Annotated in this window: 13 protein-coding genes; 3 read left to right on the plus strand and 10 right to left on the minus strand. The window is 72.3% G+C overall.

Features of this window, described 5'->3' with window-relative positions:
- Positions 1–138 precede the first annotated feature (138 nt).
- The 4 genes from AC07DU_RS32210 to AC07DU_RS32225 all read right to left on the minus strand — a co-directional run bounded on the left by AC07DU_RS32210 (position 139) and on the right by AC07DU_RS32225 (position 4,002).
- Entirely contained in the window at positions 139–1,167 is a 1,029-nt protein-coding gene (locus tag AC07DU_RS32210; RefSeq protein WP_360901135.1) for a 6-phosphofructokinase, read from the minus strand.
- A gap of 145 nt (positions 1,168–1,312) precedes the next feature.
- The gene (locus AC07DU_RS32215) at positions 1,313–2,002 is read right to left on the minus strand and encodes a response regulator transcription factor (RefSeq protein WP_360901096.1); all 690 of its coding nucleotides are present in this window, start codon (positions 2,000–2,002) and stop codon (positions 1,313–1,315) included.
- Complete coding sequence (macS, locus tag AC07DU_RS32220) at positions 1,999–3,216, minus strand: MacS family sensor histidine kinase (protein WP_479032604.1); 1,218 nt, start codon at positions 3,214–3,216, stop codon at positions 1,999–2,001. The genes AC07DU_RS32215 and macS overlap by 4 nt, the downstream gene beginning before the upstream one ends.
- 33 nt (positions 3,217–3,249) lie before the next feature.
- A complete protein-coding gene (locus AC07DU_RS32225) occupies positions 3,250–4,002 on the minus strand; it encodes a lysophospholipid acyltransferase family protein (protein WP_479032602.1) in 753 nt (250 codons plus the stop codon).
- Between the two features lie 154 nt (positions 4,003–4,156).
- Between AC07DU_RS32225 and AC07DU_RS32230 the strand changes: the two genes are divergently transcribed.
- Both AC07DU_RS32230 and AC07DU_RS32235 read left to right on the plus strand, forming a co-directional pair.
- Positions 4,157–4,936, plus strand: a complete 780-nt coding sequence (locus tag AC07DU_RS32230) for an alpha/beta hydrolase (RefSeq protein ID WP_360901105.1) — start codon at positions 4,157–4,159, stop codon at positions 4,934–4,936.
- Entirely contained in the window at positions 4,929–5,582 is a 654-nt protein-coding gene (locus tag AC07DU_RS32235) for a hypothetical protein (protein WP_479115364.1), read from the plus strand. The genes AC07DU_RS32230 and AC07DU_RS32235 overlap by 8 nt, the downstream gene beginning before the upstream one ends.
- A 185-nt stretch (positions 5,583–5,767) precedes the next feature.
- On the opposite strand, the gene AC07DU_RS32240 is transcribed toward AC07DU_RS32235, so the two are convergent.
- The 6 genes from AC07DU_RS32240 to AC07DU_RS32265 all read right to left on the minus strand — a co-directional run bounded on the left by AC07DU_RS32240 (position 5,768) and on the right by AC07DU_RS32265 (position 10,779).
- On the minus strand, positions 5,768–6,517 hold the full coding sequence (locus AC07DU_RS32240) for an endonuclease/exonuclease/phosphatase family protein (protein ID WP_479115366.1): 750 nt from the start codon (positions 6,515–6,517) through the stop codon (positions 5,768–5,770).
- A gap of 94 nt (positions 6,518–6,611) precedes the next feature.
- Entirely contained in the window at positions 6,612–7,553 is a 942-nt protein-coding gene (locus tag AC07DU_RS32245; protein WP_360901114.1) for an ROK family glucokinase, read from the minus strand.
- Between the two features lie 113 nt (positions 7,554–7,666).
- Entirely contained in the window at positions 7,667–8,131 is a 465-nt protein-coding gene (locus tag AC07DU_RS32250; protein ID WP_392061272.1) for a DUF5304 family protein, read from the minus strand.
- A gap of 105 nt (positions 8,132–8,236) precedes the next feature.
- Positions 8,237–9,370, minus strand: a complete 1,134-nt coding sequence (locus tag AC07DU_RS32255; RefSeq protein ID WP_479115368.1) for an ArsA family ATPase — start codon at positions 9,368–9,370, stop codon at positions 8,237–8,239.
- Between the two features lie 91 nt (positions 9,371–9,461).
- Positions 9,462–9,902, minus strand: coding sequence for an SRPBCC family protein (locus tag AC07DU_RS32260; protein ID WP_360901123.1), 441 nt, complete (start codon positions 9,900–9,902; stop codon positions 9,462–9,464).
- A 79-nt stretch (positions 9,903–9,981) separates the two neighbouring features.
- Positions 9,982–10,779 (minus strand): metallophosphoesterase family protein, encoded by a 798-nt coding sequence (locus AC07DU_RS32265; protein WP_479115370.1) that lies wholly within the window; start codon positions 10,777–10,779, stop codon positions 9,982–9,984.
- A 229-nt stretch (positions 10,780–11,008) separates the two neighbouring features.
- On the opposite strand from AC07DU_RS32265, the gene AC07DU_RS32270 reads away from it, so the two are divergent.
- Positions 11,009–12,805: an AMP-dependent synthetase/ligase gene (locus AC07DU_RS32270; protein ID WP_479115372.1), complete on the plus strand. Its 1,797-nt coding sequence runs from the start codon at positions 11,009–11,011 to the stop codon at positions 12,803–12,805.
- Positions 12,806–12,898: the final 93 nt, after the last annotated feature.

Genomic DNA, 12,898 nt, shown 5'->3' on the forward strand with positions numbered 1-12,898 from the left:
CGTACCCCCCCCCCCCCCCCCCCCCCCCCCCCCCCCCCCCCCCCTCCCCCCCCCCCCCTTTCTCCCCCCCCCCCCCCCCCCCCCCCCCGACGCAGGCGCACCGGTCAGGCCGAGGGGCTCGCGGTCCTTCGGCCGGCCTCAGCCGAAGAAGACCCCGACCTCCTTGTAGAGCGCGGGGTCCACGGTCTTCAGCCGGGCCGTCGCCTCCGCGATCGGTACCCGCACGATGTCCGTCCCCTTGAGCGCGACCATTTTGCCGAAGTCCCCCTCGTGCACGGCCTCGATCGCGTGCAGCCCGAACCGGGTCGCCAGCCACCGGTCGAAGGCGCTCGGCGTGCCGCCCCGCTGGATGTGCCCGAGGACGGTCGTGCGGGCCTCCTTGCCGGTCCGCCCCTCGATCTCCTTGGCCAGCCACTCCCCCACCCCCGACAGCCGGACGTGACCGAAGGAGTCGGTGGTGGCGTCCTTCAGCACCATCTCCCCGTCCTTGGGCATCGCTCCCTCGGCGACCACGACGATCGGCGCGTAGCTGGCCTTGAAACGGGAGGTCACCCACGCGCACACCTGGTCCACGTCGAAGCGCTGCTCCGGGATGAGGATGACGTTGGCGCCGCCCGCGAGCCCCGAGTGCAGGGCGATCCAGCCGGCGTGCCGGCCCATGACCTCGACGACCAGGACCCGCATGTGCGACTCGGCCGTGGTGTGCAGCCGGTCGATGGCCTCGGTCGCGATGCCGACGGCGGTGTCGAAGCCGAAGGTGTAGTCCGTGGCCGACAGGTCGTTGTCGATGGTCTTCGGCACGCCGACGCAGGGGATGCCGTACTCCCCGTACAGTTGGGCGGCGACACCGAGGGTGTCCTCGCCGCCGATCGCGATGAGCGCGTCGACCTCGTACTTGTCGAGGTTCTCCTTGATCCGCCGGACCCCGTTGTCCGTCTTGAACGGGTTGGTGCGCGAGGAGCCGAGGATCGTGCCCCCGCGGGGCAGGATGCCGCGGACGGCGGGGATGTCGAGCGGGACGGTCATCCCCTCGACCGCACCCCGCCAGCCGTCCTTGAATCCGATGAACCGGCAGCCGTACTCCTGCTCGCCCTTGCGGACGACCGCCCTGATCACCGCGTTCAGCCCGGGGCAGTCACCGCCGCCGGTCAGCACTCCGACCTTCATGGAATCTGTTGTCGCCATGACGCTCACGCTAGTGGTGACCCACGTCACAGCAAGAGGGCCGGAAGAGGCAATTCAGGTGGAATTACGGGGCGTTGGGTACGCCCGTTCACTCGGACGAAGACGAAAGTACGATCGAAGACCCGGCCTAGGCGTCGTCGAGGCCGCGCTCTATCGCGTACCGGACGAGCTCCACCCGGTTGTGCAACTGCAGCTTGCCCAGGGTGTTCTGGACGTGGTTCTGCACGGTGCGGTGGGAGATGACCAGCCGTTCCGCGATCTGCTTGTACGAGAGCCCCTTGGCGACGAGCCGCAGTACCTCGGTCTCCCGGTCGGTCAGTTGCGGCGCCTTGGGCTCGTCGGAGGCGGTCGGCACCGGGTCGGTGGCCAGGCGCCGGTACTCGCCGAGCACCAGCCCCGCCAGCCCGGGGGTGAAGACCGGGTCGCCGGCGGCGGTGCGGCGGACCGCCTCGATCAGCTCCTGGGCGCCGGCGGACTTCAGCAGGTAGCCGGTCGCGCCGGACTTCACCGCCTCCAGGACGTCCGCGTGCTCGCCGCTGGCCGACAGGACCAGGACCCGCGGCGCCGGGTTGGCGCCGGCCAGTTCCTTGCAGACCTGGACCCCCGGCATCCCCGGCAGGTTGAGGTCGAGGACCAGGACGTCGGGGGTCACGGCGCGGGCCCGCCGTACCGCCTCGGGGCCGTCGCCGGCGGTGGCGACGACGTCGAAGCCCGCGGCGGCCAGGTCGCGGGCGACCGCGTCCCGCCACATCGGGTGGTCGTCGACCACCATCACCCTGATCTCGTGCAGCTGGTCCACGTCGGCGCGCTCACTCATCTCTTGGCCGTCCTCCCCCTCGGTACTTTCAATTCCACTTCGGTGCCCTGTCCGGGGACGGACACCAGCTCGGCGCTGCCGCCGAGGTCACGCAGCCGGCCGCGGATGGACAGGGCCACCCCCAACCGGCCCTCGCCCTCCGCCTGGTCGAGCCGGCCGGCCGGGATGCCGGGGCCGTCGTCGCGAACGGTCACGATCACCTCGTCGCCCCAGTCCTCGACCAGGATCCAGGCGCGGGCGCCCTCCCCGGCGTGCTTGCGCACGTTGTCGAGGGCGGCCCCGACCGCCGCCGCGAGCTCCCGCGCGGCGGGCACCGGCAGCGGCACCGGGGTGCCCGGCTCCGCGAAGCTCACCCGGGACCCGGCGTACGGGGCGAGGAGGTTGCGCAGATCCAGCTCTCCCTCGTCGGTGCCCGGCTCCTCCACCTCGTACGTGTCCACCAGCGCGCCCCGCGACTCGTCCCGGGAGACCCGCGAGGGCTGCACCAGCCCGCTGGAGACGAGGGTGCGCAGCGCCACCTCCTGCTCCCCCGCCATCCTGCCGAGTTCCTCGGCCTCGCCGCCCAGTTCGGCGCCGCGCCGCTGGACCATGGCGAGGACCTGGAGGACCCCGTCGTGGATGTCGCGGGCGAGGCGCTCGCGTTCGCGGGTGGCGGCCTCGATCTCCAGGGCGCGGGCGAGGGTCGCCTCACTGGCCCGGGCGACCTCGACCACGTACCCGATGGCCACGGAGGAGACCCAGACGAGCAGCACGTTGTGCAGGGCGTCCCGGGTGGGCTGGCCGCCGTGGATGAGGATGGTGACCGCGACCACGAAGGTGGAGGCGAAACAGGCCCAGCGCCAGCCGCCCTTGATGGCGAAGCCGAGGACCGCGCCCCCGGTCCAGATCGTGGGGAGGGTGGGCCCGCCCCCGATGATCCGCTCGTGGGTGTCGGCCAGCGGGGTCAGCCCGATGCCGACGAGGGCGACGGTGAGGTCGGCCACGAGGAAGCCCTTGGTGCAGCTGGCCGCGTTGGCCACCTTCGGGGTGGTGGCCAGGGTCCAGACCGCGAGGAAGCCGAGGTAGCCGGCCGCGGTCCAGGGGTGCGGGAACCTCTTGTACGCCGAGGCGAACAGCAGTACCGCGTACACCATGGTCAGCAGCCGGTACACCGTCAGGGCACGCCAGAGCGGCTGCTCCACCGACATGCGTACGACGCGTTCGCGTTTCGCCATCTCCCCCACCCCTCGCGGGCGGTACGCCCCGGCCTACTCCGCCGTGTCCTCGGGCTTCTCGGCCTTGGCCTTCTCGGCCTTCTCCGCCTTCTCGGCCTTCTCGGCATCGGCGATCTGGCGCTTGGCGGCCGTCGCGTAGATGTCGACGTACTCCTGGCCGGAGAGCTTCATGATCTCGTACATGACCTCGTCGGTCACCGAGCGGAGGATGAAGCGGTCGTGGTCCATGCCGTGGTAGCGGCTGAAGTCCAGCGGCTTGCCGATCCGGATGCCCGGGCGCATCAGCTTGGGGATCACCTTGCCGGGCGGCTGGATCTTCTCCGTGTCGATCATCGCCACGGGGATCACGGGCGCTCCGGTGGCCAGCGCCACACGGGCCAGCCCGCCGGGCTTGCCGCGGTAGAGACGGCCGTCGGGTGAACGCGTGCCCTCGGGGTAGATACCGAACAGCTCCCCGCGTTCGATGACCTCGATGCCGCTTCTGATGGCGGCCTCGCCGGCCCCGCGGGCGCCGGAGCGGTCCACCGGGAGCTGGCCGACGCCCTTGAAGAAGGCGGCCGTCAGCCTGCCCTTGATTCCGGGTGAGGTGAAGTACTCCGCCTTCGCGATGAAGGTCACCTTCCGGTCGAGCACGGCCGGCAGGAAGAAGGAGTCGGAGAAGGACAGGTGATTGCTCGCGAGGATCGCCGGCCCCTCTGCGGGAATGTTCTCGAGGCCCTCCACCCACGGCCTGAAAGCGAGTTTCAGGGAACCGCCGACGGAGAACTTCATTGCGCCGTAGATCAACTCGAAAGCCTTCCTGTGTCTGTCGAACAGACCATATCCCCTGCCTCCCCCGGCAGGAGCCCGACGACCCTGGCCGGTGCCACCCCGGTCGCGTACGGTGAAGTCACACAGAGCAACGCACCCCCCGACGTACCTCATCATCTAGGAGACCCAGGTGCCCGTCCTCCCTGGAGCCGAGCCGTTCCGCCACGAGGGCGGAGAGGTCGGCGTCCTTCTCTGCCACGGCTTCACCGGTTCCCCGCAGTCGCTGCGCCCCTGGGCCGAGTACCTCGCGGCGCAGGGCCTGACGGTGTCGCTGCCGCTGCTGCCCGGGCACGGGACGCGCTGGCAGGACATGCAGCTCACGGGCTGGGAGGACTGGTACGCAGAGGTGGACCGCGCCCTGCGGGACCTGCTGGACCGGTGCGCGCAGGTGTTCGTCTTCGGGCTGTCGATGGGTGGTGCGCTGAGCCTGCGGCTGGCGGCCAAGCACGGGGAGGCGATCAGCGGCCTCGTGCTCGTCAACCCGGCCAACAAGGTGCACGACCCGCTGGCCGTCGCCCTGCCGGTGGCCAAGCACTTCATCCGCTCGACGCCGGGCATCGCGAGCGACATCGCGAAGCCGGGCTCGGAGGAGGTCGGGTACGACCGGGTCCCGACGCGCGCCGCGCACTCGCTGCGGACGTTCCTGCGGCTGGTGGACGCCGAACTGCCGCAGGTGACGCAGCCGGTGCTGCTTCTGCACAGCCCGCAGGACCACGTCGTACCGCCGGTCGACTCGGCGCGGATCCTGGCACGGATCTCGTCGAGGGACGTCACCGAGACCCTGCTGGAACAGAGCTACCACGTCGCGACGTTGGACCATGACGCGGAGCGGATCTTCGCGGACAGCTATGCGTTCGTCGGCCGACTGGCGCAGAGCGTGGGCAGGGAGGGGGCGCGGGCGGGTGGCTGAGCACGAGGAGCAGTCGGGCGGGGTTCCGCCGTTGGACGAGGAAGCGGCGTGGGCGGCGATCGTCGCCGGGTACGGGCAGGAGCCGCCGGACCCGCCGGGGGCGCGGCCGTTCAAGCCGATCGAGAACCTGCTCCTGCCGGAGGAGGACGTCAAGCCGTTCCCGCGGGAGCCGGAGCTGGAGTCGAAGCAGGAAGCGAAGCCGGAGTCCGGGCCGGAAGTGAAGCCGGACGAGCCGGAGCTGAAGCCGAAGCCGGACGAGCCGGAGCCGAAGGCCGGTCCTGAGCCCGAGCCGCCGACGGCGCTGGGCAGTTCGGTGCTCTTCGCCCCGGGCGTCGGCATGGCCGGTCCGCGCGACCACTCGCTGGCGGAGCCGAAGGACGACGACCTGACCGCGGCGGAGGAGGGCCACTTCGTCCCGCCGGAGCCGGAGCTCCCGGAGGCGGACACCACGTCGAAGTTCGCCTGGCTCGCGGTGGTGGGCGGCCCGGTGCTGCTGCTCCTGGCCGTGCTCCTCCAGTGGGAGATGACCTGGTGGCTGACGACGCTGGGCATCGGCGGCTTCCTGGGCGGCTTCGCGACGCTGGTCGCCCGCATGTCGCAGGGCGACGACGATGACGACGACCCGGGCCGGGGCGCGGTGGTCTAGGCCGTCTCTTCCGGATCTTGCCGGGCCCGCGCCGCCCGGTCTTAACCGGCAAGATCCGAAAGAGACGACCTAGGGGGTCCGCGGCTCGAAGCCCGGCGAGGCTGAGTATTCAGCCTCGCCGGCGTTTGAGGCGCGGGGGTCCGGGGCAGCGCTCCCGGCAACGGCGCCCCACCCCGGACGGCGGGCTACGGCGCGGCCCGGAGCCGCAGCGCGGCCAGCACCGGCAGGTGGTCCGTCGCCGACCGCAGGTCGGTGGACGAGACGCCCGGCAGCCCCGCCGGAACCCCGCAGGCCAGGACTTCCACGCCCGGCGTGGCGAAGACGGCGTCGACGCGGCGGACCGGCGCGGACGCCGGAAAGGTCGGGCCGTCGCCCCACGGGGCCACCGACCAGCAGTCCTGCAGGGCGCCCGCGAGGGCCCCGAAGGCCGGGCCCTGCGGGCCCTCGTTCACGTCGCCCGCGGCGATCCCGTACGGCGTGTCCAGCTCCGCCACCCGTTTCAGGAGGAGGTCGGCCTGGGCCCGGCGTTCCGCGCGGTCCAGGGACAGGTGCGCGCTGACCAGGCCCACCCGCGCCCCGCCGATCCGGACCACCGCCGTGGCGAAGCCCCGCCGGTGCAGGCCGGGTGCGCGCGGCAGCAGCACGTCCTGGGTCCGCTCGACGAAGACCCGCAGCGAGCACAGCAGCAGCGGCCCCGCCGCGGTCGCTCCCCCGCCCAGCACCACCAGGTCGCACTTCGCGGCGAGCCGCGCCGCGTGCTTGCGCCACCGGAAGAACCGGGGCGCCTCCTGTACGAAGACGAGGTCCGGCTCGCAGGCCCGGATGACCCGTGCCAGCGCCTCCTCGTCGTCGCGCAGGGAGCGGATGTTGTAGCTGAGCACCCGGATCACGGCAGAACCGTCGGGCTCCGTACGGGACTTCGGCAGCTGGTCCATGCTCCGCAAGATACGCAGCCGCCCGCCACTCCCCAAGGGGCGCGGCGGGCGGTCCATACGAAAGGGGTCAGGCGTCAGGCCTAGGGCTCAGGGCTCAGCCCTGGCGGGCCAGGTCCGCCGCACCGACGAGCCCGGCCTTGCCGCCCAGCTGCGCGGCGAGCACCTGCGCGTGCGGGCGCCAGGCGCCGCCGACCAGCCAGCGCTTGAAGGACTTGCGGATCGGGTCGAGGACGAGGTCGCCCTCGTCGGAGACGCCGCCGCCGACGATGAACGCCGACGGGTCGAAGAGGGAGGCCAGATCGGCCAGGCCGGCGCCGGCCCAGCGGGCCAGCTCGCGGAAGGCGTCGACGGCCACCAGGTCGCCCTGCCGGGCGGCCTCGCTGATGTGCTTGCCCTCAATGCCCTCGGGGGTGCCGTCGCCGAGCGCGAGCAGGACCTTCGCGTTCTCGGGGGTGGCGTTGGCGCGCTGCTTCGCGTACCGCACGAGGGCGCGCCCGGAGGCGTACTGCTCCCAGCAGCCCTGGCTGCCGCAGCCGCACAGCAGGCCGTCCGGGACGACCCGGATGTGCCCGAATTCGGCGGCGACGCCGAAGCGGCCGCGGCGCAGCTTGTTGCCGATGATGATGCCGCCGCCCAGGCCGGTGCCGAGGGTGATGCAAATGACGTCCTCGTGGCCCTGGCCGGCGCCGAAGCGGTATTCGCCCCAGGCGGCGCAGTTCGCGTCGTTCTCGACGACGACGGGCAGGCCGATGCGCTGCTCGACCTTGTCCTTGAGCGGCTCGTGGCGCCAGTTGATGTTGGGCGCGAAGAGCACGGTCGCGCGCTTGTCGTCCACGTATCCGGCGGCGCCGATGCCGACGGCGTCGATGGTGTGGCTGCTGCTGACCTCGGACACGGCCGCACAGATCGCGTCCGTCACTCCGTCCGCCGTCGGCGGGGTGGGCACCTTGTACGTCTCAAGGATGGTGCCCTCTTCGTCGACCACGCCGGCCGCGATCTTGGTGCCGCCGATGTCGACGCCGATGGTGAGTCCCATTAGTCCCTCGGTTTCCGGTCAAGCCCCGCCACGGCCAACGGTACCCGAGGGCGGGCGTCCCCTAGGGGGTGTCTGGTGGGTCAGGCCGCCAGACACCCCCTAATCGAGATCGATCAGTCGAGATCGATCCGCTCGTCGGGGCCCGCGTCGGGCCCGTCGTCGCGCGGGTCGCGGTCCTGGGGCGTCTGGCGGGGGGGCGCGCCGTCGCCCCGCGTCCAGCGGCGCTCGTGGCCCTCGACGGCCGAGCGGTACGCCGCGAGCAGCTCGGATCCGGCGGCAGCGAGGTGGTCGAAGACCTCGGGGTTGCGCTCGATGACGGGTTTGGCGGCGGTCTTGGCCTGGTCGACGATCTGGCGTACCGCGCCTTGTGCGGCCACGCCGAAGAGCGGGTTGTTCAGGGCGGAGACCTTGTCGGCGACGGCTTCGAAGAGCTTGAACAGCTCCTCGGCGGCAGTGCCGGTGGCGCCGGCGCCGGACTCCTGCTGCCCGCGCAGGCGCTCCTTCTCGGCGGCGAGGGCCTCGGCGCAGGCCTTGGCCCAGGCGTCGTCGTCGGTGGGGCGGTCGGTGGCCTCGCTCATGGCGGACTCTCCTGCGGCGGCTGCGGGGCGTGCGGTACGGGCTACCTTCGACGGTACCCGAACGGGGGTACGGCGTTCAGGCCGCGCCGGGCACGCAGGGCTGCTTCAGGGCGTACGGGGCCACAGGCCGGGGTCCGGGGTGAAGCGGATGCGGAGCACTCCGTCGGCCAGGGCGGCGCCGGAGACGGTGCAGCGGCGCAGCGCCGCGGGGAGGGGAACGATTCTGCGGTACGGGCCCGCCGCGAGCAGCAGCTCGTCGCCGCGGCGGATCAGGTCGAGCTCGCTCTTGCGGACGCCGGGCAGCGGCGCCACCCAGACGAGTACCCCGTCCTCGGCGCGGCGGTCCTCGACGGCCCAGTCGGTGCGGGGTGCGGGCGGCCCGGGGACGAGCCCGGCCGTCTGCGCGAGGACGTCCAGGTCCTGCGGGTCGCGCGGGTCGCGGCCGAGGTGGGCGAGGGCGACCACGGGGAGCTCGGCGGCCCACTCGGCGGCGTACTTCTCCTGCTGGGCGGCGAGCCCGGCGAGCCAGGGGTCGGCGGAGCCCTGCGGCACCATGCGGTTGGCGACGACGGCACCGACGGGCAGCTGGTGCAGGGCGAGCCCGAGCCGGCCGAGCCGCAGCGCGTCGGCGGCGGCCGGCCCGGGCTCGGCGACCAGTCGCACTTCGGTGGTCTCGGCCTCGATGACGGCCTGGACCTCCGCGAGCTCCCCGTCCCAGCGGGCGGCGGCCTCGTAGAGCCACTGCGCGGGCATGGGGACTCCGGCCAGCTGGGCCAGTACGGGCCGCAGGGCGCGGGCGGCCTGGCGCTCCGCGGGGAGCAGCCGGGCGAGGTAGCGGCGCAGCTGCCCGGGCAGGGCGAGGGTGGCCGCGGCCTCGTGGAGCGGGGGCATGTCGACGACGACGAGGTCGGTGCCGGGGGCGCGGGCGGCCCGCCGCAGGGCGCGCAGCAGGGCGAACTGTTCGGCTCCGGGCAGCTCGGTGAGCTCCTCGGCGCCGAGCGGGCGCGCCCCGACCATCCCGAGCAGCGCGGAGCCGCGCTCCTGCAGGGCGACGAGCTCGGCCCGGAACGACTCGCCGGAGTCCACCCGGGCCACGCGCAGGCGTTCGCCTTCCGGGACCAGCGGCTCACCGGTCACCAGGAGCACCCGCCGCCCGTCGCGCGCCGCGGCGAGCGCGGTGGCCGCGGCCACGGTGGTGCGGCCCGATCCGCCGGGGCCGGTGATCAGCAGGATGTGCATGGGGAGGGTGCTCCGGATCGATGGGGTGCGGCGGCGCTGCCGGGGGCGCCCCCGGACCCCGGCGCCTCGAACGCCGGCGGGGCCGGTTCGGTCAGACGGTCTCGACGCGCTTCTTCAGGCCCGCCAGCGCACGGTCGATGATGACCTTCTCCGCCTTGCGCTTGATCATGCCGAGCATGGGGATCTTGACGTCCACGGTCAGCTGGTAGGTGACCTCGGTGCGCTTGCCGCCGTCCACCGGGGTCAGCCGGTAGGAACCGTCGAGCTGGCGCAGCATCTGCGACTTGTCCAGGGTCCAGCTGACCTCGTCCGTGCCCTTCCAGGTGTAGGCGAGGGTGTGGTCGTCCTTGATCGCGCCCGCGTCGAGCAGCAGCCGGACCTTCTCGGCGCGGCCCTGGGCGTCGGTGGCGAGCACCTCGGCCTCCTTCACCTCACCGGTCCACTCCGGGTAACGGGCGAAGTCGGCGATCACGGCCATCACGTCGGCCGGGGCGGCCTCGATGGTGATGCTTGAGCTGGTGTGTTCCGCCATCGCAGTCGCTCCTCCGGGGAGTGTTCGAGGAAGTGTCCGGCCTCCGGCCGCCGCTCGAAGGCTACCCTGCGTGCGGAGCTCACCACTCCAGGGCCCAGGGCCGCCCGGTGGCCGCGAAGTGCCCGACGTTCACGCACTCCGTGCCGCCGATCCGCATGCGCTGCGCCAGCGGCTGGTGCACGTGCCCGAAGAGGGCGTACCGGGGCCGGGTCCGGCGGATCGCGGCGAGCAGCGCCTCGCTGCCCCGCTCGAAGCGGCGCGCGACCGTGTCGTAGCAGAGCTCCGGTACCTCCGGCGGGATGTGCGAGCACAGTACGTCGACTTCCCCGAGCGCCTCCACCTTGGCCGCGTACTCCTCCACGTCCACCTCGTAGGGGGTCCGCATCGGCGAGGGCAGCCCGCCGCCGACGAAGCCGAAGACGCGGCCGCCGATCTCCGCCCGCTGCCCGTCCAGGACGGTGAGGCCGGGGCGGTCGGCGTACTCGGGCCACAGACCGGGGATGTCGACATTGCCGTAGGTGGCGTACGTGGGGTCGGGGAAGGCGGCGAACATTTCCGCGTACTGCTTGCGCACCGCGCCCTCGATGAGCTGCTCCCGGTCCAGGCCGGCCCACAGCTGCCGTCCGAAGACGTGCGCCTCCTCGAAGCGGCGCTGCGTGCGCAGCTCGACGATCCGGTGCGCGTTCTCGACGCCGAAGAGGTCGGGGAAGATCCCGCGCGAATGGTCGGCGTAGTCGAGGAAGAGGACCAGGTCACCGAGGCAGATGAGTGCGTCGGCGCCCTCTCCCGCCCTGGCGAGGTCTTCGGAGTTGCCGTGCACGTCGCTGACGACGTGCACCCGTGTGCGGGCTTTTCTGCCACGCGTGCTGCCACCCATGCGGCCACCCTAGGGGGGCCCGGCGGCCGGGGGTAGAGGGGGTGGAAGGGGCAGCTGGACCTGCGGTTACTTCCGTGTGGTGGCCGGGGTCGACTAGGGTCGGCACCTTAGGGCCGTGTCATGTGACGCATGGAACATCTGGCCGGTTCCCTCTATCCGGAACCCACTACTGATGGGTAACGTCCGGTCGGTCCACATGGTGGCGATGGCGCCCAGAGGAGCAGCAGTCTTGCGCGAGTTCAGCCTTCCGGCCCTGTACGAGGTCCCGTCGGACGGGAACCTGACGGATCTCATCCGCCGCAACGCCTCGCAGCATCCCGACACCGCCGTCATGAGCCGCAAGGTCGACGGCCGGTGGCAGGACGTGACCGCGACCGAGTTCCTGGCCGAGGTGCGGGCCACGGCCAAGGGCCTGATCGCCTCGGGCATCCGCCCCGGCGACCGCGTCGCCCTGATGTCCCGCACCCGCTACGAGTGGGTGCTGATCGACTTCGCGATCTGGACCGCGGGCGGCGTCACCGTCCCCGTCTACGAGACCAGTTCGGCCGAGCAGGTCCAGTGGATCCTCAGCGACTCCGGCGCCTCCGCCGTGATCGTGGAGAGCCCCGGGCACAGCGCGGCCGTGGCCTCGCTGCGCGACCGGCTGCCGGAACTGCGCCAGGCCTGGGAGATCGAGCAGGGTGCGATCGACGCCCTGAAGGGCGCCGGCGCGCAGATCACCGAGGCCGAGGTCGACGAGCGCAGCAGCCTCGCCAACGCCGACGACCCGGCCACCATCGTCTACACCTCGGGCACCACCGGCCGCCCCAAGGGCTGCGTGCTGACCCACCGCAACTTCTTCGCCGAGTGCGGCAACGTGGTGGAGCGCCTGAGCCCGCTCTTCCGCACCGGCGAGTGCTCCGTCCTGCTCTTCCTTCCGGCCGCGCACGTCTTCGGGCGCCTGGTGGAGGTGGCGGCCGTGCTGGCGCCGATCCGGCTGGGCTGCGTACCGGACATCAAGAACCTGACCGACGAGCTCCAGTCCTTCCGGCCCACGCTGATCCTCGGCGTGCCACGCGTCTTCGAGAAGGTCTACAACTCGGCGCGAGCCAAGGCCCAGGCCGACGGCAAGGGCAGGATCTTCGACGCGGCGGCCGAGACGGCGATCGCGTACAGCCGCGCGCTGGACGCCCCGGGCGGCCCGTCCCTGGGCCTGAGGCTCAAGCACAAGCTGTTCTCGAAGCTGGTCTACAGCAAGCTGCACACGGTCCTCGGCGGGCGCGGCGAGTACGCGATCTCCGGCGGCGCCCCGCTGGGCGAGCGGCTCGGCCACTTCTTCCGCGGCATCGGCTTCACCGTCCTGGAGGGCTACGGCCTGACGGAGTCCTGCGCGGCCACGGCCTTCAACCCGTGGGACAAGACGAAGATCGGCACGGTCGGCCAGCCGCTCCCGGGCTCCGTGGTGCGCATCGCGGACGACGGCGAGGTGCTCCTGCACGGCGAGCACGTCTTCACGGGGTACTGGAAGAACGAGACGGCGACCGCCGAGGCGCTGACCGACGGCTGGTTCCACACCGGCGACGTCGGCACCCTCGACGAGGACGGCTACCTCGCGATCACCGGCCGCAAGAAGGAGCTCATCGTCACGGCGGGCGGCAAGAACGTCGCGCCGGCCGTGATCGAGGACCGCATCCGGGCGCACGCGCTGGTCGCGGAGTGCATGGTGGTGGGCGACGCGAGGCCGTTCGTGGCCGCGCTGGTCACCATCGACGAGGAGTTCCTCGGCCGGTGGGCCGCGGAGAACGGCAAGCCGGCGGGTGTGACGGCGGCGGAGCTGCGCGAGGACGCGGAGCTGATCGCCGCCGTCCAGAAGGCCGTCGACGACGGCAACGCGGCGGTTTCCAAGGCGGAATCCGTGCGGAAGTTCCGCATCCTGCCCTCGCAGTTCACGGAGGAGTCGGGGCACATCACGCCGTCGCTGAAGCTGAAGCGGAACGTGGTGGCGAAGGACTTCGCGGACGAGATCGAGGCGCTCTACCGGGGCTAGGTCCTGTCGTCAAAGTGGCGCCGGTCAGGCCCGCGGTGTCCGGTGCCGTGCATCGCAAGGCGGAGGGGCGCCCGAGTACTGGACGTACTCGGG

It is taken from the genome of Streptomyces sp. NPDC045695 (assembly GCF_056432025.1).